Source organism: Psychrobacillus psychrotolerans (assembly GCF_900115805.1).
Classification (GTDB): domain Bacteria; phylum Bacillota; class Bacilli; order Bacillales_A; family Planococcaceae; genus Psychrobacillus; species Psychrobacillus psychrotolerans.
The window spans coordinates 536,853-558,934 of sequence record NZ_FOXU01000001.1; the positions used below are offsets into that span (position 1 = coordinate 536,853).

General features: G+C 36.1%; 26 protein-coding genes. 4 read left to right on the forward strand and 22 right to left on the reverse strand.

Annotated elements, in window-relative coordinates; translation table 11 throughout:
* Window positions 1-31: 31 nt before the first annotated feature.
* From BM260_RS02875 to BM260_RS02885, 3 genes are read right to left on the reverse strand one after another with little or no spacing between them, the layout of a single operon-like run.
* Complete coding sequence (locus BM260_RS02875; protein ID WP_175496170.1) at window positions 32-991, reverse strand: D-alanyl-D-alanine carboxypeptidase family protein; 960 nt, start codon at window positions 989-991, stop codon at window positions 32-34.
* A gap of 53 nt (window positions 992-1,044) precedes the next feature.
* Complete coding sequence (gene scpB, locus BM260_RS02880; protein WP_093535695.1) at window positions 1,045-1,611, reverse strand: SMC-Scp complex subunit ScpB; 567 nt, start codon at window positions 1,609-1,611, stop codon at window positions 1,045-1,047.
* On the reverse strand, window positions 1,604-2,383 hold the full coding sequence (locus BM260_RS02885) for a segregation/condensation protein A (RefSeq protein WP_093534819.1): 780 nt from the start codon (window positions 2,381-2,383) through the stop codon (window positions 1,604-1,606). The genes scpB and BM260_RS02885 overlap by 8 nt, the downstream gene beginning before the upstream one ends.
* An 81-nt stretch (window positions 2,384-2,464) precedes the next feature.
* Here BM260_RS02885 and BM260_RS02890 point away from each other — a divergent pair, with 81 nt between their 5' ends.
* Window positions 2,465-2,941, forward strand: a complete 477-nt coding sequence (locus BM260_RS02890; protein ID WP_175496171.1) for a DUF309 domain-containing protein — start codon at window positions 2,465-2,467, stop codon at window positions 2,939-2,941.
* 9 nt (window positions 2,942-2,950) lie between these two features.
* Here the strand turns inward: BM260_RS02890 and BM260_RS02895 are convergent, their stop codons facing one another.
* From BM260_RS02895 to BM260_RS02950, 12 genes are all read right to left on the reverse strand, one after another.
* On the reverse strand, window positions 2,951-3,310 hold the full coding sequence (locus BM260_RS02895) for a GNAT family N-acetyltransferase (RefSeq protein ID WP_093535697.1): 360 nt from the start codon (window positions 3,308-3,310) through the stop codon (window positions 2,951-2,953).
* A 266-nt stretch (window positions 3,311-3,576) separates the two neighbouring features.
* The gene (gene lysA / locus BM260_RS02900; RefSeq protein WP_093534823.1) at window positions 3,577-4,893 is read right to left on the reverse strand and encodes a diaminopimelate decarboxylase; all 1,317 of its coding nucleotides are present in this window, start codon (window positions 4,891-4,893) and stop codon (window positions 3,577-3,579) included.
* Between the two features lie 68 nt (window positions 4,894-4,961).
* Window positions 4,962-6,380 carry a spore germination protein gene (locus BM260_RS02905; RefSeq protein WP_093534825.1) on the reverse strand — a complete coding sequence of 473 codons (1,419 nt, stop codon included), beginning with the start codon at window positions 6,378-6,380 and terminating at the stop codon, window positions 4,962-4,964.
* Between the two features lie 26 nt (window positions 6,381-6,406).
* Window positions 6,407-7,189 carry a SigF/SigG family RNA polymerase sporulation sigma factor gene (locus BM260_RS02910; RefSeq protein WP_245762619.1) on the reverse strand — a complete coding sequence of 261 codons (783 nt, stop codon included), beginning with the start codon at window positions 7,187-7,189 and terminating at the stop codon, window positions 6,407-6,409.
* Window positions 7,189-7,635 (reverse strand): anti-sigma F factor, encoded by a 447-nt coding sequence (spoIIAB, locus tag BM260_RS02915; RefSeq protein ID WP_093534829.1) that lies wholly within the window; start codon window positions 7,633-7,635, stop codon window positions 7,189-7,191. Before spoIIAB ends, BM260_RS02910 begins: the two co-directional genes overlap by 1 nt.
* Window positions 7,625-7,981 (reverse strand): STAS domain-containing protein, encoded by a 357-nt coding sequence (locus BM260_RS02920; protein ID WP_093534831.1) that lies wholly within the window; start codon window positions 7,979-7,981, stop codon window positions 7,625-7,627. The genes spoIIAB and BM260_RS02920 overlap by 11 nt, the downstream gene beginning before the upstream one ends.
* Window positions 7,982-8,414: 433 nt before the next feature.
* A complete protein-coding gene (locus tag BM260_RS02925) occupies window positions 8,415-9,719 on the reverse strand; it encodes a pyrimidine-nucleoside phosphorylase (protein WP_093534833.1) in 1,305 nt (434 codons plus the stop codon).
* A 50-nt stretch (window positions 9,720-9,769) separates the two neighbouring features.
* On the reverse strand, window positions 9,770-10,948 hold the full coding sequence (deoB, locus tag BM260_RS02930; RefSeq protein WP_093534835.1) for a phosphopentomutase: 1,179 nt from the start codon (window positions 10,946-10,948) through the stop codon (window positions 9,770-9,772).
* Between the two features lie 72 nt (window positions 10,949-11,020).
* A complete protein-coding gene (xerD, locus tag BM260_RS02935; protein WP_093534837.1) occupies window positions 11,021-11,920 on the reverse strand; it encodes a site-specific tyrosine recombinase XerD in 900 nt (299 codons plus the stop codon).
* A 200-nt stretch (window positions 11,921-12,120) separates the two neighbouring features.
* The gene (gene fur, locus BM260_RS02940; protein WP_093534839.1) at window positions 12,121-12,564 is read right to left on the reverse strand and encodes a ferric iron uptake transcriptional regulator; all 444 of its coding nucleotides are present in this window, start codon (window positions 12,562-12,564) and stop codon (window positions 12,121-12,123) included.
* An 85-nt stretch (window positions 12,565-12,649) separates the two neighbouring features.
* A complete protein-coding gene (locus BM260_RS02945; protein ID WP_093534841.1) occupies window positions 12,650-13,117 on the reverse strand; it encodes a hypothetical protein in 468 nt (155 codons plus the stop codon).
* 50 nt (window positions 13,118-13,167) lie between these two features.
* A complete protein-coding gene (locus BM260_RS02950) occupies window positions 13,168-13,716 on the reverse strand; it encodes an NUDIX hydrolase (protein ID WP_093534843.1) in 549 nt (182 codons plus the stop codon).
* Between the two features lie 88 nt (window positions 13,717-13,804).
* On the opposite strand from BM260_RS02950, the gene BM260_RS02955 reads away from it, so the two are divergent.
* Window positions 13,805-14,707, forward strand: coding sequence for an aldo/keto reductase (locus tag BM260_RS02955; RefSeq protein ID WP_093534845.1), 903 nt, complete (start codon window positions 13,805-13,807; stop codon window positions 14,705-14,707).
* 119 nt (window positions 14,708-14,826) lie between these two features.
* On the opposite strand, the gene BM260_RS02960 is transcribed toward BM260_RS02955, so the two are convergent.
* Together BM260_RS02960 and BM260_RS02965 are read right to left on the reverse strand one after the other, a co-directional pair.
* A complete protein-coding gene (locus BM260_RS02960) occupies window positions 14,827-15,099 on the reverse strand; it encodes a DUF3886 domain-containing protein (RefSeq protein ID WP_322788055.1) in 273 nt (90 codons plus the stop codon).
* A 7-nt stretch (window positions 15,100-15,106) separates the two neighbouring features.
* Window positions 15,107-16,291 carry an acetyl-CoA C-acetyltransferase gene (locus tag BM260_RS02965; protein WP_093534849.1) on the reverse strand — a complete coding sequence of 395 codons (1,185 nt, stop codon included), beginning with the start codon at window positions 16,289-16,291 and terminating at the stop codon, window positions 15,107-15,109.
* A gap of 106 nt (window positions 16,292-16,397) precedes the next feature.
* Here BM260_RS02965 and BM260_RS02970 point away from each other — a divergent pair, with 106 nt between their 5' ends.
* Window positions 16,398-17,294 carry a hydroxymethylglutaryl-CoA lyase gene (locus BM260_RS02970; protein WP_093534851.1) on the forward strand — a complete coding sequence of 299 codons (897 nt, stop codon included), beginning with the start codon at window positions 16,398-16,400 and terminating at the stop codon, window positions 17,292-17,294.
* 11 nt (window positions 17,295-17,305) lie between these two features.
* Window positions 17,306-18,235 (forward strand): alpha/beta hydrolase, encoded by a 930-nt coding sequence (locus BM260_RS02975; RefSeq protein ID WP_093534853.1) that lies wholly within the window; start codon window positions 17,306-17,308, stop codon window positions 18,233-18,235.
* A gap of 25 nt (window positions 18,236-18,260) precedes the next feature.
* Here the strand turns inward: BM260_RS02975 and BM260_RS02980 are convergent, their stop codons facing one another.
* From BM260_RS02980 to yneA, 5 genes are all read right to left on the reverse strand, one after another.
* Window positions 18,261-18,479: a YneF family protein gene (locus BM260_RS02980; RefSeq protein WP_093534855.1), complete on the reverse strand. Its 219-nt coding sequence runs from the start codon at window positions 18,477-18,479 to the stop codon at window positions 18,261-18,263.
* A 148-nt stretch (window positions 18,480-18,627) separates the two neighbouring features.
* Window positions 18,628-20,628, reverse strand: coding sequence for a transketolase (tkt, locus tag BM260_RS02985; protein ID WP_093534857.1), 2,001 nt, complete (start codon window positions 20,626-20,628; stop codon window positions 18,628-18,630).
* 86 nt (window positions 20,629-20,714) lie between these two features.
* A complete protein-coding gene (locus tag BM260_RS02990; RefSeq protein ID WP_093534859.1) occupies window positions 20,715-20,948 on the reverse strand; it encodes a DUF896 domain-containing protein in 234 nt (77 codons plus the stop codon).
* 62 nt (window positions 20,949-21,010) lie between these two features.
* A complete protein-coding gene (locus tag BM260_RS02995) occupies window positions 21,011-21,661 on the reverse strand; it encodes a YneB family resolvase-like protein (protein ID WP_093534861.1) in 651 nt (216 codons plus the stop codon).
* On the reverse strand, window positions 21,658-21,975 hold the full coding sequence (gene yneA, locus BM260_RS03000) for a cell division suppressor protein YneA (protein WP_093534863.1): 318 nt from the start codon (window positions 21,973-21,975) through the stop codon (window positions 21,658-21,660). Before yneA ends, BM260_RS02995 begins: the two co-directional genes overlap by 4 nt.
* Window positions 21,976-22,082 lie beyond the last annotated feature (107 nt).

Sequence of the window (22,082 nt, forward strand, 5' to 3'; positions counted from 1 at the left end):
AGTCTTTTGTAATAACTGTCTTCTTTAGAATTTATTTAATTTTCTTTACTTCAAATTTTAATGCGACCTCATTATTTATCGTAACATTCCAAAGATAAGGTTTTTTCTCTGAAGATTTACGTGGAATGATTAACACATTTTTGGCTTCCTCTTGTTCTTCTTTTTTTAGTAAAAGGAAATAATCTTTCTTAACTTCTATAACCTGTTTATCCAACAAGCGATACTTTCCTTTTTCTACAACTTTCACATTGTCATATGACTGAAAAACATTTGTCGCAAGAGAAGAGTGCGTATTCCAATCATTCGAATGGTTTAATGTTACAACGATCACTTTTTTTCCATCGTCTTCAAAATAAGTCACAAGTGTTCTCCCAGCTACTTTTGTATAACCTGTTTTTCCGGCAATAGCAAATTTATTGTAGTGTAATAATTTGTGCTTATTTCTCCATGAGACAGATTTTTCCTTTGGTTTATAAGTTTTAGCAGAAGCAATTTTTATAAATTCTTCATTTTGCATTGCCAAGCGAAACATATTAGCCATATCTAATGCAGAAGCATAGTGTTCCTCATGATGAAGTCCTGAAGGATTAGTAAAATGAGCATTTTCTAACCCAGCCAACTGTATCTTTTCATTCATCAACTTAGTAAACCCGTCTATTGAGCCACCTGTATGCTCAGCAAGCGCATAAGCTGCATCATTTCCTGAATGTAACAGCAATCCATACAATAAGGATTCCACCGTCCAAACCTCTCCTGCTTGTAGATATAGGGAGGATCCCTCTTGAGTTGCCGCAGCATTGGAGATGGTTATCTCATCATCTAGCGGAACATTATCCAACACCGTTAAAGCAGTCCATACTTTAGTTAGACTCGCAATAGGAAGCTCTGCGTTAGCATTGCTACCTTCTAATAGTCTTCCTGTACTTGCATCAATAACAACATAAGAAGATGAAGCCTTTGCCTCATTCACATTCCACAAAAGAAACAGCAACAAAAATAATCCTAATTTTTTATAAATGAACCATACTCCTCATTCAATTATTTCTACCCTTCAAATGTCTCTTGAAATTTTGTCATAAACAAATCTGTGTCTTCCATTTCATCAACAGATAAGTCTTCTGGAAGCGGTGGAAGTGCTTTAATATCTTCTAATCCAAAGTACTGTAGAAATTCATTGGTCGTTCCATATAAAATAGCTCGACCCGTCCCATCTGCCCTACCTACCTCTTGTATAAGACCTTTAGCAGAAAGAGTATGAATTGGTCGCTCCGACTTAACTCCCCGAATTTCCTCCATTTCCACTCTTGTAATAGGTTGCTTATAAGCAATAATAGCTAGCACTTCAAGAGATGCCTGAGACAATGACTGCGGTGTAGGATTTTCTACTAGCCTTTGGATAATTTCTATATTTTGTTGTTTTGTTACTAACTGATAAGTTCCTGCTAATTGCTTTATCTCAATACCTCTACTGCTATTCAGTTTGTATTCTTGCATCATTTCATGGAGTATCTCTTCTATTTCCTCTTCTTTGGAACTTGTTAAAAATGCTAATTGTTTTTTAGTTAGCCCATCCTCACCACTTACAAATAATAGGCTTTCTAAATTACTCATCAATTTCATCTTGGAATTCACTTTCGATATCTCCCTTTCGCAACTGTACAAACAAATCATCAAAATTACTTTTTTGCTCCACTGAAATAATCTGGCGTTTCATCAATTCCAGTAGGGACAAAAAAGTAGTGACAATCGTTTGTTTATCTCTAGTTGGAAACAAATCATAAAATGATAGTTTCCCTCCACCTTTTCTTAATACGTCAATGACATTTTTCATCTGAGCTTTAATGGATATATCTTGCTTACTTACTCTCGTATTAAGAGGTGCGTTTAGTTGTTTCCTACGTAACATTTTTTGAAAAGCACCAAGCATATCGTACACATTTGCGTCTAGTTCGAGTAATTCAATTTGTTTACTAGTTTGGTATTCACTTAAATCGGTTGGTGGTCTAGAATAATAGAGTGAACGGGTTTCCTCCATCTCATGCAAGTTTTCTGCCGCTTCTTTATACTTCTTATATTCTATTAATCTTTGTACTAGTTCATCCCTAGGATCTGCTAAATCCACATCGAAAGCATCGTCCATATCATCGTCTTGGTGAATTGGTAATAACATTTTACTTTTAATAGATAGTAAGGTTGCTGCCATTACTAAGTATTCACTGGCTTCATTGAGTTCTAGTACTCGCATGGCGTGAACATGATCCATATACTGTTCTGTGATTTCTGCCATTTTAATATCGTATATATCTATTTCCAAACGATTTATTAAATGTAATAATAAATCTAGAGGGCCTTCAAACGCATCTGTTTTTACTTCATAAGACATAAAACTCCACCTAATATCGATTTTTAACATTATTATAGAGGAAAGGTGATTGCATTGCACCCTACATTTCATACTAGTTTTGTGTCATTTCTAAAACATTTCAATGAAACCTTCGATTATTTTGAGTGTCATGAGTTATTGGAAGACTATTGGAAGGAAGTTTCCCCAAGACATAAAAAACACGCATTGACTGCTTTAATCTTGTTAGCAACTTCTATGTATCACTGGCGTCGCGGGAATTTTAGTGGAGCGATTAAAACGATGAAAACAAGTTTAAAAAGAATGGATGAAACAAAGAACTCTCCTTTCTTTGAGAACATCAACTACCAAAAGTTAACAGAAAATATGAATCTCGCACTTGAATTAATGACTAGTAGTCAAGACTTCCAAACATTCTACATTGAGGTAACCAATCCTACTTTACAAACGTTAGTTAATAACCTCGATTTAGAAATGAACGATGATTTACATTTTCTTATTCATAAACATATGCTTCGAGATCGTTCTGAAATACTGGAGGAACGGGATAGAGAGAAAAAAAAGAGAGATGACTTATAAGGTTCCAAGTCATTCTCCTTCTTTTTTTGTTTGGCATTTAGTATAAAATGATTCAACATCCTCTGATGGCTTTATAGAGGTTGTTTGTAGGACAGTTGGCAGTTTTAGCAACATTTCTTTTCCAAGTCCTTCTCCGCGATGGGAAGGATTGACCGAAATGTGTTGTATAACTGCTTCAGTATCTTCCATCCGCACCCCTATTAACCCTACTAAATCGTCCTCTTTCTTCCAAAGAAACAAATGCCATGATGGATTTGTCTCATACTCATGAATTGTTTCTAAAAGTTTTTTTACATCTTTTTCGTGGGGCATAAAGGAAAGTAGTCCCATTGAAATTTTCTCAAATGTTTTTTTATAGCGAAGTAGCATCATTAAAACCCTCTTTTAATTTCATGGCTTGGTTAATAATTTATCGGCAAAATTATACGTTCAGAGTCATAGATTCTATAAACGCATTATTTCACATTAAATTTAACAAAGTCCAGTTTGTTAAAATATCTGTTTTATAGTACCTGAATTTTATCGATTTTACAAATTAGCATTAGGAGCTATAAATAACCAATATATTAATCCCCATACAATTCCTACGATAAATATCATTAGAAACAGTATAACGTTTGCCTTTTTCATCTTGTTCACTCCTTCTCCATTGCAAGAGGAAGGTCAAGATGTATAAGATCTTCCAAAGTTTCTCTTCTTACAGCTAATTGATGTTTTCCATTTTCTACAAATACTACTGCAGGTCTCGTTAACCGATTGTAATTACTTGCCATGGAGTAACCATAGGCACCTGTACAGAACATTGCCAGTATATCACCAGGCTCAGATACAGGCAACTGAATATCTTCGATTAATTTATCACCAGACTCACAACATTTTCCTGCAATTGTATAGTTTTTAGTCGCCGGGAGATCCATTTTATTTGCAATAACTGCATCATATTGGGCTCCATATAAAGCAGGTCTAATATTATCAGACATACCCCCATTAACCGCTAAATAATTCCGAACATCTGGTACTTCTTTCTCAGATCCAATTGTATATAATGTCGTCCCTGCATCCCCAACTAATGACCTACCCGGTTCTATCCAGATTTCTGGCATTTTAAAGGAAGAATTGTGCACGAGTTCTTTTACGATTTGGATCATTTCATTCACATATACGGCAGGTTCAAGTGGAGCATCCTCTTCCGTATATTTTATACCGAAGCCACCACCTAGGTTTAAAACGCTACATAAGAAGCCATAGTCTGTATGCCATTCGATCATTTTAGTAATGAGCTTCTCTGCTGCCACTTTAAAGCCTATTGTTTCAAATATTTGTGAACCAATATGACAATGTAGACCAAGTAACTGAATATATTCATCTTGATACACATCCAGAAATGCTTGGTCCGCTTGTCCATTCAACAAGTCAAAGCCAAACTTAGAATCTTGCTGGCCAGTCGTAATATAATCATGTGTATGAGCTTCAACACCAGGCGTTACTCTAAGTAAAATTTTAACTTTTTGCTTGTGCGTTACAGTAAGCATCTTTAATAATTCTATTTCGTAAAAATTATCGACAACTATACAACCAATATTATGCTCAAGCGCTAATAATAATTCTTCTTTGCTTTTATTATTTCCATGAAAATGAATTCGTTCCACTGGAAATCCCGCTTTAATCGCAGTAAATAATTCTCCTGCAGATACTACATCTAAAGATAAGTTTTCTTGCTGCATCACTTGGTACATTGCAACACTAGAAAATGCTTTGCTCGCATAGGCAACTTGTGCCGATATATGTTGATCTCGGAAGGTCTGGATAAATGCATGTGCTCGTTCTCTAATAAGAGATAAATCGTACACAAACAATGGTGTTCCATATGTTTTCGCAAGCTCTAAGCTATCTATTCCACCAATCATTAAGTGACCTTTTTCGTTTACAGCATGCTGTGAAACTAGCACCATTTAGTTCGCCTCTTTTCCCTATATCTATTAGAACTTTATCACAATAGATAAGGAAATGGCAATGCACATTATGACCGTTTACGATCAGGTGATCTTGTGATAAATGGTCTTTTAGCATCATTTGGCATTGGATACCTTATTACCATACGCAAAAACGCTCTTGGAAAAAAAGGTTGCAACGGCCATAAGTAAGGGACATTTAAAGGTTTCACAGAACCCACATAAAATAGAAGAGCTAAAGAACCTACAAAAAATCCTGATGGTCCAAACATCGCTGTACTTAGCAGGAGAATTGTCCTAAATATTTTCGTCGTAATACTAAGTTCATACGAAGGAATAGAAAAAGTGAATATCGCAGTTATTGCGGTATATAAAATAACCTCTGGAACAAACATCCCTACATCAACAGCCATTTGTCCAATTACTAATGCAGCAATAATTCCCATAGCTGTTGATAATGGGGTTGGCGTATGAATTGCAGCGAGCCTTAGAAATTCTATCCCTATATCTGCAAATAATATTTGTAATAATAATGGTATATCTGTCGTTTCTTTTGGTCCAATAAAATCTAGTGCCTTTGGTACAAATTCCGGGTGAACTGATAACAAATACCAAAATGGCAAAAGAAATAAACTAAGTAAAACACCTAAAAATCGAATCCATCTGACGACAGTTCCAATGGCTGGCGCTTGTCTATATTCTTCCGCATGCTGTAAGTGGTGAAATAGAGTCGTTGGAACTATTACTACGGAAGGAGATGTATCTACTACTATTATTATATGGCCTTCTAACAAATGTGCAGCAGCTATATCTGGTCTTTCCGTGAATCGAACAAAAGGCAATGGATGGAACCCTTGTTTAAACAACCATTCTTCTAGCGCTTTATCAGTCATCGTAATTCCATCATGCTTTATTTGCTTTAACCGATCACGAATTTGCGTCAAATTATCTTCATTTGCAATACCTTTTATATAAGAGATTGCAACATCTGTTTGACCTAATTCTGTAACTTGATGTAGCTCAAAGCGCAAATTGGTATCTCTAATCCTTCTTCGTATGAGCGCCGTATTTTGCACTATATTCTCTGTAAAACCATCTCTAGAGCCTCTGACAACCTTTTCATTATCTGGTTCTTCAGGTGTTCTTCCCGGATAAGAGCGAACATCGATCGTGTAAACCGAACCATTTGATAATATAAAAGTGACTTGACCACCCAACAGTGCTGCAAGCCATTTTTCCTTGGAATCATATTGCGTTATTGAGTAGTAAGGAAAATAATGCTCAATAATTTCATTTTCACTTACTGTGTTATCTGCTATTTTCATTTGGGTGTTCGTCAATAATTGAGTAATTATCATGCCATCAATTAATCCATTAATATAGACGAGTAGAACTGGAAATTCATATAAATGGGTATGTAAAATTCCCACATCATAAGACTCATTTACACCGAACTTTTCTTTTAAATAAGATTCAGCTTCATCCATACTATTAAACAAAGGTTTCGTTTCAATCACCTATCTTTTACATTTGTATTCGTTTGACCCACAGGTACTAGCCAACTTTTTAACTGGGTTAATATTTTCTTCTCTAATCTGGATACTTGAACTTGAGAAATACCCAAGCGTTCCGCAATATCACTCTGTGTACAATCTAGGTAATAGCGTAAATAGATAATCATTTGCTCTCTTTTTTCTAGCTTCTCAACTAGCTCTCGTAGAGGAATATGCTCGAACGGTTTCTCAGACCGCTCATCCTTCATCTGGTCCATTAACGTCAAAGCATCTCCACTATCGTTTTCATACAGTTGCTCCTGCAATGATGCTGGATCACGAAGAGCATCTGTAGCCATCACTACTTCTTCTCTAGTTACCTCTAAAATATGTGCAAGCTCCAAAATAGTCGGTTGCCGCTCGAACGTTTTCAAAAAGTCATCGGTTGCATGCCGAATTTTGAAGTTTAACTCTCGAATCGAACGACTAATTTTCACCATTCCGTCATCTCTTAAAAATCGCTGTATTTCTCCTATTATCATAGGAACCGCATACGTCGAAAACTTAACCTCGTAGGACAAATCAAACTTGTCCACGGATTTCATCAAGCCAATACAGCCAATTTGAAACAAGTCCTCTAGATCTGCTCCTCTGGAAGCAAAACGCTGAACAATAGACCATACAAGCCTTGTATTACCCTCAATCATTTGTTGCCTTGCTAGTTTATCACCAGTCTGTGATAGAGCTATGAGCTCTCGCATTTTTTCTTGAGTAAGTAAAGTAGACGGTTTTTTATTTATCATTAGACGATCCTGCATGATTCTTGAATTGGTACAAATTGCTTCGTGATCGTTACTGTTGTCCCCCTATCAGGAATGGAGTAAATCTCAACACCATCACTAAAGCTTTCCATAATCGTAAAGCCCATCCCTGAACGTTCTTGCTCAGGTTTTGTCGTAAATAATGGCTCACGAGCTTGATTGACATCACGAATTCCACGTCCATAATCTACAACCGAAACAACAATTTCTCTATCTATCCGTTGTGCATGCAGTTCAATTTTACCTACTCCGTCTTCTTCATAACCATGTACGATAGCATTTGTCACCGCTTCAGAAATAACCGTTTTAAATTCAGATAACTCCTCAATAGTCGGGTCAATCGTCGCGATAAAACTAGACATAACCATTCTTGCTAAAGCCTCATTTTCACTTTTAGCGATAAAAGATAATGTGATCTCATTGTCCATAAACTATTCCCCCTAACTTAGACATTATTTCAATTTCGGATTCGCTATAAATATAAGGACTTAAACCTGCAAACTGAAAAATTTTACGCATAGTCGGAGATGGGTTAACAATAATCGTTTGTCCATCTATTGGAGCAAGCTCCCTCATTCTTCCTAAGATCAATCCTATTCCCGAGCTATCCATAAAATGTAAATCTTTCAAATTCCAAACTAATACTTTAATAGACCCGTTTTTAATCATTGGAACTATCTCATTTCTAATGTCATTTGTACTGTGATGATCTAATTCACCTTTTAATCGAATAATAATTATTTCGTCTCCTACTTTTTCTACTTCATGAATCATAAAATCGCCTCCTTAGATAGCGCTATTCCACATGCTCCTTGATAATTCCTTGCGCGTGACAAAAGTAGAAGAAAACATCGGTTATTAGTCGATTTTCGACAGAGGATGGTCATATAAAGTATGGGAATATAAACATTTTTTTAATCAAAAAATAGGCATCTCACAAAAGTTTTTAAAAACTTTTAGTAAGATGCCTATTTAAACTATGTAATTGAAATAATTATCTGATTCGTCAGTAATGGAACTTCTAGGGACGGGTAAAGCAATTCGTTCGTAAGTAAGTCAATATGGAGCGCAAGAATTCATAGCAACTTTGCTTGTATGTGACCGCTGAGAGAGCGCCAAAACCATAGAAAACAAAGCAACACCAAATTCACAAAAAAAGAAAAGAGTACCATGACCGAAGTCATAATACTCTTTCCCAATCAATAATTTATGCAGTTATTACTTCATAGATTAAAGGTGGTGCATCTTTTTTAGCAGCTTCGATATCGATAAATTTAGTTAATTTATCCATTACGTCTTGAACATCTTCTCTGTTTGAATAGATCGTAGCAAGTGACTCTCCTTTGCTGACAGCGTCTCCAACTTTTTTGTTGAGTACTATGCCAACAGCTAAATCTATTTCAGATTCCTTCGTAGCTCTTCCTGCTCCTAGAAGCATTGCAGCAGTTCCGATTTCGTCTGCTTCCATAAATGTGATGAAACCATCTTCAGATGCTGGAACTTCGAATTTGAACGCTGCTTGAGGTAGTAAAGAAACGTCATCAACGATTTTTTCGTTTCCACCTTGCCATTTGATGAATTGTTTAAAGATTTCTAATGCTGACCCATCTTCGATCACAGCAAGCAGCATTTCTCTTGCTTCTTCTAGAGTTTCAGCTTTTTCTCCTACTACTACCATTTGACTACCAAGTGTCAAACATAGCTCTGTTAAATCATCAGGTCCATTACCTTTTAAGGTATCAATAGCTTCCACGATTTCTAATGAATTCCCGATTGCTCTTCCAAGGGGTTGACTCATATCTGAAATAATTGCCATTGTTTTTCTTCCAACATTATTCCCTATACGAACCATTGCTGTTGCAAGGGCTCTCGCATCTTCTGTCGTTTTCATAAATGCTCCGTCACCAGTTTTAACGTCTAATACGATAGCACCGGCTCCAGCAGCAATTTTCTTACTCATGATCGAACTTGCTATTAATGGAATACTATTCACAGTACCAGTAACATCACGTAATGCGTATAATTTTTTATCCGCAGGAGTTAAATTACCACTTTGGCCAATTACCGCTACTTTTAGTTCATTTACTTGTTTCACAAATTGTTCGGATGTTAACTCTACATGGAAGCCTTCAATCGCTTCTAGTTTATCGATTGTTCCACCAGTATGCCCAAGTCCTCTACCACTCATCTTAGCAACTGGGACACCACAAGCAGCAACGAGTGGTCCGAGTACCAAAGTAGTTGTATCGCCAACTCCTCCAGTAGAATGCTTATCTACTTTAACGCCTTCGATGGCAGAAAGGTCAATTGTTTCTCCCGAATTAACCATAGCCATTGTTAAATTAGCTCTTTCTTCATCCGTCATATTTTGAAAGAAGATAGCCATTAAAAGTGAACTCATTTGATAATCTGGAATCGACCCATTCGTATATCCTTCTATAAAAAATTCAATTTCTTGTTTTGTAAGAGCACTACCGTCTCTTTTCTTTTCAATAATATCGATCATTCTCATCGTATATACACTTCCTTCATTTTGATATTGCTTCCATTTTAAGCATAGTGTTATTTTAATAGAGAAAGGAAACTCTCTCCAAATTGAGGTTTTTTAACCCCAAAGTTTTCACTAATCGTTGCTCCAATGTCAGCAAATGTGTTGCGTAATGGTAACTCTTTTACTTCCTTGAATTGTGGAGAATATACAATTAACGGAACATATTCTCTCGTATGGTCAGTTCCTGGCATCGTTGGATCATTTCCATGGTCCGCTGTAATTATTAATAAATCTTCCTCGGTTAACTTTGGCAGTACTTCATTTAGACGAACATCAAATTCTTCTAAAGCCTTACCATAACCTAGTGGATCACGACGGTGGCCAAATAGTGCATCAAAGTCTACTAAATTTAAAAAGCTAATGCCAGTGAAATCTTTATCCAGCGTTGCAATGAATTTATCCATACCATCCATATTATCTTTTGTTCTTTCTGTAGAAGTAATACCTTCACCGTTATAAATATCATTTATTTTTCCAATTGCAATTACGTCTAATCCAGCATCACTTAATTCATTCATAGCGGTGCGGCCAAAAGGTTTTAACGCATAGTCATGGCGATTTGATGTACGAGCGAATTTCCCAGGCTCTCCAATAAATGGACGAGCAATTATACGACCTACTAGAAATTCCTCTGAAAGGGTTAACTCACGAGCAATTTCACAAATACGATATAATTCTTCTAAAGGAATAATTTCCTCATGTGCTGCAATTTGAAGCACAGGGTCAGCAGATGTATAAACAATGATTGCCCCCGTTTTCATATGCTCTTCGCCAAGTTCGTCTAAAATTTCTGTTCCACTTGCAGGTTTGTTCCCAATAACTTTGCGACCAGTTTTTTCTTCTAATTGAGAGATTAGTTCATCCGGGAATCCATTTGGATATACTTTGAAAGGTGTGTCAATATTCAAACCCATGATTTCCCAGTGCCCTGTCATTGTATCTTTTCCCACAGATGCTTCTTGCATTTTTCCAAAATAAGCGGTAGGTGCTGCAACATGTTTAATCCCTTGTATATCATCAATATTACCAAGTCCCAGTTGTTCCATCTGGGGCATATGTAGGCCGTTCATTTTTTCGGCAATATGTCCAATAGTATGAGATCCTACGTCACCAAATACGTTTGCATCTGGTGCTTCACCAATACCAACAGAATCCATAACAATCACATGTATGCGCTTAAATTTACTCATAACATAACCTCCTACTGTTTTCTTCTAGTTTAACAAAAAATTGAAAAATGTACAGGTCAGACCTCTGACAATTTAAGCTCTAGGATGAAATTGTTTATAAACATCCTTTAATCGGCTTTTGCTAACATGCGTATAAATTTGTGTTGTAGATATATCCGAATGCCCCAGCATCTCTTGAACAGCACGCAAATCTGCACCATTTTCTATTAGATGAGTGGCAAACGAGTGCCGTAGTACGTGAGGAGTAATTTCCTTAGAAATTCCAGCAGCGGCGGCATGCTTATTCAGTAATTTCCATATACCCTGTCTAGTTAGTCGTTTCCCACGTTGATTGATAAAAATAGCTTCTGTTTTTTCAGACTTCAATAAAGTCAATCTAGCATTTTCTATATAATCTGTGCAAGTTCTAATGGCAGAACTACCTAAAGGTATGATTCGTTCTTTGCCACCTTTCCCAAATACACGAACAAATCCCATGGATAAATGTATATCCTCTAGATTTAAGTTTAAACATTCGCTAATTCGCATTCCACTTGCATACATAAGCTCAAACATAGCTAAATCTCTCTGCCCTTGTGGCTTAGATATATCTATACTATTTAAAAGGTTATTCAATTCCTCTACGGATAAATATGTTGGCAACTTTTGTTCCATTTGAGGTAGATCCAGATGGACAGTTGGATCTGTATTTGCCACTTTCTCTCTTAATAAAAACTGATGAAAAGAACGAATAGATGAAATATGCCTTGAAATCGTCCGTGCAGATTTGCCATTTTCTTTTAAGTTTCGAAGATAAAGAACGATATGTGTGCGTTCTATCTCATCAAGACTATGTAGTTGTTGAATCTCAAATATATGATGCAAATAATCGGATAAATCTTTTTTGTAAGAAATTAGTGTATTGCTCGCTAATTGACGTTCTATTTGTAGAAAGTGCAAATAATCTTCTAAATGCAGTTGTCCATTGTTCATGTATTTCACCCCTCATATAAAATAATCATTTAAAAAAAGGATAGCTAAAAAGCTATCCTTTTGTTTATTTAAGAAAGTAATGATAATTAATCGGCAACTGTCTAGCGGCAGTACCTAGACCCTCTAGTCGGCTCTAATTTACTTCTAAGAAGAGTTAACCTCAGAATGTTGTCATTACTGACTTAGGTAATAGTACATCCCTATTTCTCTTCTTGGCAACGGTAGCAAATACCGTGAAATGTTAGACGATGATCTTTTATCCTAAAGTTCCATTTTTTCTCGACAATTGCTTCGACATCTTCTAACAAATCTTCTTGAATTTCATCTACAGCTCCACATTCAATACAAACCAAATGGTGATGAAAATGTGCTGCACCCTCTTGTCTTAAATCATAGCGAGATACGCCGTCCCCGAATTGAATTTTGTCTACTACATTCAATTCGTTTAATAACTCAAGCGTTCTATAAACTGTTGCTAGTCCTATATCAGCTGATTTCTCTCTAACTAGTAAAAATACATCTTCTGCACTTAAATGATCTTCCTCATTTTCAAGCAAAACTCGGACTGTCGCTTCACGCTGTGGCGTCAGTTTATAGCTCGCACCAGATAATTGTTTTTTTATACGATCAATACGGCTTTCCATATGACGCCTCCTTACCTGAATCCATTATACCAATAATTGAATTCTCATTACAAGAGATTCACATAATAATAATTATTAGAAAGAACTAATTATTAAATAATATAAATGGTATTAAGATGAACTCTATAATTATAACAATTATATAAAAGGATAGCGAAAAAATATTAATCCGATTTGCTAATGCTAATAATAAGATACAATAAACTAGTTGAAATGGAAACCACCAGAACACATATGGAAAAGTAGATTCCTGTGTTTGCAGTAGATAACTAGAACAATACCCATAGAATGTAATTTTAAACGCACAAATAACTAAAATAAGTTTTCGTAAATAACGATGTTGATAAAACAAGAAAAACACAATCGCAACCATTAAATGAGGAAAAATAGTTTCTAAAAAAGTAGGCCGCTCTATTAATAGAACGCGTGCATCCAAGAGATTTATAATCCATTGCTGCTGTTCTACCGTACTTTGTTCAAATAATATTAAACCTCCGACAAAGCTAACTACAAGCACACATAATGAGATGAAAATAGTATAAGTCTGGTTCAAATTGGAACACCCCCCTATCTACTTCCATCATATGCTTGTACTAACTTAAATCATGCTTCTTTAAAATAATCTTTCAACCAAATATATGCGAATGCAGTTTTAGCATCATAGATTTGTTGTTTCTTCACCATTTCTTCCATCTCGGTAAGACTAACATGTAATAACTCTACAAACTCATCTTCATCTAATCCAACTGGCTGTTCCATCTTTACAATATTATCTGCAAAGTATAAATGGATAATCTCATCAGCAAACCCTGGTGATGTGGAAAATGATTGAATGTATTGTAAATTGTCAGTCGTATAGCCCGTCTCTTCTTCCAATTCCCGCAATGCAGTTATTTCAGGCGCTTCTCCAATTTCTATTTTCCCGGCAGGAATTTCGATAATGGATCGTTCTAAGGCTTTTCTAAACTGTTCTACTAAAATTATTTTGTTGTCTTTTGTCACAGCTATCACGGCTACCGCACCAGGGTGCTTAACAATCTCTCTGTTACTAGTCTTACCATTTGGTAATTCTACTTCGTCTACTTGTAAAGTAATGATTCTACCTTTAAATTTAAGCTCAGATTGAATTGTTTTTTCCTCAAATTTTTTCATAACATATCTCCCTCTCCTATATATCATTTCACTTTAGTTGAATCTATCTAATTGACATTGTACCATGTAGAAAAGGACGTGATAAAACTTGAAGAAAAGACAATTAGGTAAAAGTAATCTATACGTTTCAGAAATCGGATTAGGTTGTATGTCCCTTCCTACAGACCAAACGGTTGCCAATAAAATTATTCAAGTAGCTTTGGAAAACGATATAACGTATTTTGATACAGCTGATCTATATGATAAAGGCGAAAATGAAAAAATTGTCGGTAATGCCCTTAAGGATAAAAGACAAAATATAATATTAGCTACGAAAGTTGGAAATCGTTTAAACAAATCTGGAGATGGTTGGTCATGGGATCCATCAAAAGAATGGATAACGGATGCCGTACACGCTTCCCTGAAACGTCTCCAAACTGATTATATAGATGTATATCAGTTGCACGGAGGCACGATGGAAGATAATGTAGACGAAGTGATAGACACGATGAAGTCACTTCAAAAAGAAGGACTTATCCGTGAATATGGAATCTCCTCCATTCGTCCAAATGTCATAGAACGTTTTTTAAGTAAAAGTAATGCAGTTTCTGTAATGATGCAATATAGTTTGCTAGATAGAAGACCTGAAGAATGGTTCTCTCTATTAGAAAATAACTCGGCTACGCTCTTTAGTAGAGGAACACTAGCTAAAGGACTATTAACCAAGGAAGGTTTATCTAGAGCATCTAAAACTGAGGATTATTTAAGCTATAGTCACCAGGAATTACTAGAGGCTCTAAAAGAACTAAATGATTTGGAAGCTCCTTTAAGTTCCATTGCTCAACATTATGTTTTACAGAAAGATGTAACAGGTTCCATGATTCTCGGCGCAAGTAGTGAGAAGCAGCTGTTAGAATCTCTTCAGTCATACCACTTGGAAGTTCCAGAAAGTATATTACAAAAAGCAAGTGAGTTAACAAAGAAAGATATTTATATAGAACATCGAATTTAATATAATATTACAGGATGGCTAGCCGTGATCTACTTCACGACTGGCTTTTTTTATAACTTTGGAAGAAGATATTTTTCCCACTAAAAAACCTATTCGCCGAAGCAAATAGGTTTTCTTGTTTAAAATTTTGAACTATTACCAAAGCCGTATTCATCTAACAGTTCTTCAAAAGATTTATTTTTTTCTTTTTCTTTCTTTTCAAAAGCTAGCTGTGCTTGTCTTTCTTCTTCTTTTTCTTGTTCAGCTGATACTAATTGGTTCTTCGTTTCTTTTAGTTTCGCTAAAATATCAGAAGAAAGCTGATCAGATAACGAGTTACCTTCTTCTACTTGCTTAGCAGGCTTTACTTGTTGTTGTTGTTGTCTTTGTTTTTTCTTAGCCAATTGATTCACCTTCTTTTTATGAGCGTTTAACTATAGTCGCAACCCCTTGGCCACCACCTATACAAAGTGTAGCAAGACCGGTTTTTGCATCTCTCTTCTCCATTTCATGAAGTAAAGTAACGAAAATACGAGCACCGCTTGCCCCAATAGGATGACCTAATGCAATTGCTCCACCATTTACATTTAGTATATCATGATTAAACGACAGCTCTCTATCAACAGCAATCGATTGTGCCGCAAAAGCTTCATTTGCTTCAATTAACTCTATGTCTGCTAATGATAATTGCGATTTTTTCAATGCTTTTTTAACTGCTTCTACCGGTCCAATCCCCATGACGCTTGGATCCACTCCTGCCGATGCATTTGCAACGATTGTCGCAAGTGGTTTGAGGCCAAGTTCATCTGCTTTAGCTTTGGACATTACTACTACCGCTGCTGCTCCATCGTTAATACCTGAAGCATTACCAGCAGTTACAGAGCCATCTTTTTTAAACGCTGGACGTAGACCCGCTAGTTTTTCTTCCGTAGAACCTTTTTTCGGATACTCATCTTGCGAAAAGACAACCGGATCTCCTTTTCGTTGAGGAATTTCTACAGGCACGATCTCATCTGCAAATTTACCTTCTTGCATCGCCAGTGCAGCTCTCTCTTGAGAACGTGCAGAAAATTTATCTTGCTCTTCTCTAGTAATATTATATTGATCACATAGATTTTCAGCAGTCACACCCATATGATAATCATTAAATGCACACCACAGACCATCTGAAATCATGCTATCTACTACCTTCTGATCACCCATACGGAAGCCATCTCTTGCGTTTTTTAGTAAATATGGAGATTGACTCATATTCTCCATTCCACCTGCAACAATAATGTCTGCATCTCCCGCAATAATAGCTTGCGTCGCAAGATGAATTGCTTTTAGACCAGAACCACATACCTTGTTTATCGTTAAAGCTGAAACTGACTGTGGCAGCCCTGCTTGGATGGAGGCTTGTCTTGCTGGGTTCTGTCCTAAACCTGCTTGTAGGACATTCCCCATAATTACTTCATCCACGATTTCTTTAGAAACCCCCGCTTTTTCTAATGCTTTTTCAATAACAATAGCACCTAGTTTAGTAGCTGGTACATCTTTCAAAGCCCCTTGGAACGAACCAATTGCAGTTCTAACTGCACTTACGATCACAACTTCATTTGTCATGTGATTTCCTCCTTGTTTCCCCTGTATCAAACAAATTTTTACAAAGTTCAATTTAAATTTGCTTGTTTAACCATCCTTTCTTTACAATAAAGAGGGAGGGATGATTATGTTTAGTTTACCAAATAAAGTGACAATTATCGAGGTAGGTCCGAGAGACGGTTTGCAAAATGAAAAAAATGAGGTACCAACCGATATAAAATTATCTTTTATCGAAAAACTTCAGCAAGCCGGAATTGAAGAAATGGAAATAACTTCTTTCGTATCACCGAAATGGGTGCCACAAATGAAAGATGCGAACGACATAGTGACTCAAGTGAAAAAGATGGGTAGACAGTTAGTACTTACACCAAATAATAAAGGTGTCGAATTAGCCAAACAATCCGGAGCACAAAGTTTCGCTGTTTTTGTAGGTGTCTCTAACAGTTTTAATAAAAATAATATAAATAAAACTACAAAAGAAAGTATGGATGAACTAAGACCTATTGTGGGCAAACTACTACAAGATGGTCATTTCGTACGTGCCTGTATTTCAACTGCTTTTTACTGTCCATATGAGGGCAAAATGAAGTCTTCGGACACACTAGCACTATGCAAAGAATTCGTTTCATGGGGTGTAAACGAACTTAGTGTCGCTGATACAATTGGAATGGCTAATCCACAAGAAAGCTATGAATTATTTACTGCACTCAAGAAGGAATTCCCTGTAACGCTCATTACCGCTCATTTTCACGACACACGTAAAATGGGTATCGCCAATATTTTAGCGACCTTACAAGCAGGTATTAATCGCTTTGACACATCTGCTGGCGGACTAGGAGGATGCCCTTTTGCACCTGGGGCTACAGGAAATGTAGCAACTGAGGATGTTGTGAATATGCTACATCAAATGGGTATAAGGACGAATATAGATCTCAATTCATTACTTAAAGCAGTAGAAGTAGTTGAACCTTATGTGTCCAGACCGATAGATACGGGAATGTATAAACTATTCAAAAGTAAGTAGGGGTTGATCGGATGAAGAGACGTGTAATTATTTGGACGAGTATTTTTACTAGTGTTTTAACAGCTATGGCTACGTTCTTTGGTTTCTTTGTAACTAATAGACTTATGTATATGAAAAAGAAAGAAAATGATTTTATTTTGAATCGTGAAATTACATCAAAACGATTAGATGAAGCTTGGTTTAATGCTGTAAACAAAACGGAGCAATGGATTGAATCTAAGAATGGGTATTCCCTAAAAGCAATTTTTGTTGAACCACTACAAACAAATAATTACGTCGTTATTTGCCACGGGGTTACAGAAAACAAGATTAACTCACTTCGTTTTGTTCGTATGTTCGAGCGACTCGGTTTCAATAGTGTTGTTTATGACCACCGCAGACATGGAGATTCTGGTGGCAAAACAACAAGTTTTGGGTTTTATGAAAAAATAGATTTACAATCTGTAGTAGAAGCTGTAAGAGAAAGAGCTGGTCAAGATGCTGTTTTAGGTATTCACGGAGAATCTATGGGGGCTGCTACAACATTACTCTATGCTGGATCTATTATAGATGACGCTGATTTTTATATTTCCGATTGTGCATTTTCGGACTTTGAGCAACAAGTTTATCATATAATGACCCAGTCCACGCCTCTCAGATCAAGTCTTGCCATTCGATTTGCTAACTTGTTTCTGAAGTTGCGGGATGGATATACGCTAAATCTCGTCTCTCCAATTGATGTTATTGACAAAATAGAAAAACCTGTTTTATTTATTCATAGTTTACAGGATGATTTTATATTACCTAAAATGACCGAGGAGTTATATGAAAAAAAACAAGGCCCAAAAACCTTGAAAATGTTTGATATTGGCGAACATGCTAAATCCTTCAATGAAAATAGTAAGGAATATGAGCAAGTGGTGGCTGATTTCCTACAAGAAAACGATTTGCTAAACAAATAAAAAGCACTCAGCTGAGTGCTTTTTATTATTTTTGCATTTTATTCATTTGATTCATCATTTGTTTAACTTGTTTTTCTGAAGGCTTACGACCCATTTGTGTCATCATCATACGAAGCATTTGTTCATTAATAGGTGGGTTTTCTTTTAAGTATTTCATCATATATTGACGCGCTGCAAAGAAACCTAATGCTGCACCAGCAATTAACGCAACGATTATAATAACGATCCAAATCCATGTTTGCATATATTCTCCTCCTTTACATACTTATCTACGTGTACAAGACACCATTAGAAATTATACTATAGATTCTTTTGGCATTCTATATAATTCGAAATAAAAAAGCAATTCGAATACTTATATGACAAAGTATTCGAATTGCTCGTACAACTTTTTACTTTTGAAGTAATGCTTTCATTTTTGAAACTACGTTTTCCACGGAGAAACCATATTCTTTCATAACGATTTCACCTGGAGCACTTGCACCGAATTTATCAATAGCAATTACGTCTCCATCAAATCCAACATAACGATGCCATCCTAATGATGCACCCATTTCAATTGCAAGACGTTTTGTTAAATGAGAAGGTAATACAGAGTTTTTATAAGCAGCATCTTGTTTCTCAAAAAGATCCCATGATGGCATAGAAACTACTGATACTTCAATACCTTCTTTAGAAAGTGCTTGTTGTGCCTCCACTGCAAGACTTACCTCAGAACCAGTTGCAAGTAATATTGCTTCTGCTTTTTCATTAGGTGCTACTACATAAGCCCCTTTTGAAACTCCTTCTCTTACTAGTTCTACTGAATGATCTAGTGTTGGCAAGTTTTGTCTAGAAAGAACTAAAACTGTTGGGTTATTTTTAGATGAAACTGCTAATTTCCATGCTTCCGCTGTTTCATTTGCATCTGCAGGGCGGATTACCGATAAACCTGGCATTGCTCGTAAAGAAGCTAAATGTTCAACTGGTTCATGAGTTGGTCCATCTTCCCCAACTGCGATACTATCATGTGTAAATACGTATGTTACTGGAAGACCCATCAAGGCAGATAAACGAATTGCAGGTCTAACATAGTCACTAAATACGAAGAATGTGCCACCAAAGACATTTAGTCCTCCGTGTAAAGCCATACCATTTAAAGCAGTTCCCATTGCAAATTCACGCACACCAAACCAAATGTTTTTCCCTGCGTAATCGTCAGCTGAGAAATCTCCTACATTCTTCATAGTAGTTTTGTTTGAACCGGCTAGATCAGCACTACCACCAAAGAATGAAGGTAAGTTTTGAGCAATTGCATTAATCGCTTCACCTGAAGCAGAACGGGTTGCATGAGAAGTACCTGCTTCGTATGTTTTAAGTGCATCTGCAAAGTTTTCTGGTAACTTACCAGAAATTGCTGTTTTTAATGTTGCAGCTAACTCAGGGAATTCCGACTCATATTGCTTAAGTTTTTCATTCCACGAAGATTCTTCTTCAACACCCAATACGTTTGAAGCTTGTTTAAATGTGTCATAAACTTCTTCAGGTACATAGAAATCTTCTTCAAATAACCATTTATATTCAGCTTTAGCTAAAAGAGTTTCGTCTTTTCCTAATGGCATACCGTGCGCATCGGATTTACCAGAACGATTAGGAGAACCGAATCCAATAACAGTTTTAACTTCAATAATCGTTGGCTTGTCATTTTGAGACTTCGCTTTTTCAATGGCATTTGAAATTTCTTCAATGTCATTTCCGTCTTTTACATGAATATAGTTCCAACCATACGAGTCAAAACGTTTTTCAACATTTTCAGAGAATGATTTATGTAAATCACCGTCTAATGAAATATCATTACTATCATATAATACAATTAATTTATCCAACTTAAGATGTCCAGCTAAAGAAATTGCTTCTGCAGCCACACCTTCCATTAAATCACCATCACCACATAATGCATACGTATAATGATCAATAATTGAATGGTTGTCTTTATTGTACGTAGCAGCTAAATGTGCTTCTGCCATTGCCATTCCGACCGCCATACCAATACCTTGACCAAGTGGTCCTGTTGTTGCTTCTACTCCTGCAGTGTGACCAAACTCTGGATGTCCGGGAGTTTTAGAATCCCATTGTCTGAAGTTCTTAATTTCTTCCATTGGTAAATCGTACCCACCAAGATGTAGCAAGCTATATAAAAGCATAGAACCATGTCCAGCAGATAACACAAAGCGGTCACGGTTGAACCACGTTGGGTTACTTGGGTTATGACGTAAATGCTTTGTCCATAATGTGTATGCCATTGGAGCAGCCCCCATTGGTAAACCAGGGTGACCAGAATTTGCTTTATCAATTGCATCAATTGATAATGTTCTAATAGTATTAATTGCTAATAAATCGGATTGTAATGACATGAATGACATCCTCTCAAACAAATTTTTTGCTATATATCTAGTTTAGACAAGAATGTCTGTATTATCAATGGTTTTGAAATGATAATTTAATTCAGAAACTTTCCTTTCTTTGCTTCTTGAACTTTTGAAGGTGTTACATCATTTCCATCAGGGTCAATTACTTTTACACTTTCAATGGTATCTCTCATAGTAGAGCGAAAAGTTTCCAAATATTCTTTACGTAAAGAGCTTTGTTCTTTTGCTTCTTCCATGGAAAGTCCCGTAGTTTTAGATTTTCTCGATAACTCACTAATTCTCGCTAATTTTTCTTTGCTTAACAATTCTTTTCACCCTTTCACTTTATCCTTATATAAAGGTAAGGAAAAAACACACAGAGTGCAAGTCATTTCACTCCGTGTGTTTCTATGTACTCCATATAACGTCGATGGACAGTTGCTTTACTAATATTAAACCCCAAACCTTTTAGAGTCATCGAAATCTCTTCATAGGTAAGACCAGCATTACGAAGTCTAACTACTTCTTCTAATGGCACGTCTATTCTCTCTCTTCCTTCGGGATTACCTCTTGTTTTCAAGTTTTTTTCAGGTCTATATCCTTGAGACACTGCTTTTTTCATACCTCTTTTAATTTTTGCGTTGTGTAATTTCCGCTGATACTCCTCCACTAGCGCCAATATTTCCAAGAGCATAGTATCCATTTCGTTTAGATTAATGACACCTTTATCCTGTAACGTATAAATCGAAGTATTGGTTTTTTGAAGTAAATGTAGAACGGCCATTCTACCGTTTCCTCTGCCAATACGTGTCTCATCTTGTACAAATACCGCTTTAATTTCATTTTGTTTAATATAGTCAAGTAAATCTAATAAGCCTTCGCGTTCAATATCATATCCACTATGTTGATCTGAAAATACTTTTTCAACTTCATAATTATTTAGTTTTGCAAATTCTATCAATTCTTCCTCTTGCCTTGTTAATGAAGTCTCTTGAGACTCTTTTTCTGTACTCACTCGACAATATATAACTGATTTCACTTTGTATCGCCCGCTATCTCCGTATCATGATTGAAATGGTAACTTTTTTCAATGACTGGAATAATAATAACTTCCCCCGCTTTAATATGACCGTCTTGCAAATTATTCATCGCAATTACTTTATCGATCCATTTTAGCTTATCTTCATTCGTTCCATATTCTTGTGCTAAAGCCCATAAAGAATCTCCTTGTTCTATATTAATATGTTGGCTCTCGTCTGTCGAAAAAGAATTCGAGATTATTATAAACATTGTAAATGCAATACTGCACGCTACAAATATTGTTAAAAAGTAATTTTCTTTCATCCAGGTCATTTAAAATCCCCCTAATAGAATGTGTGTTCGTAATGTATATTTTAATATTAATGCGAACGTTTGTTTTTGTCAACAATAATTAGAACCTATGTTTGCATTACTGTTCT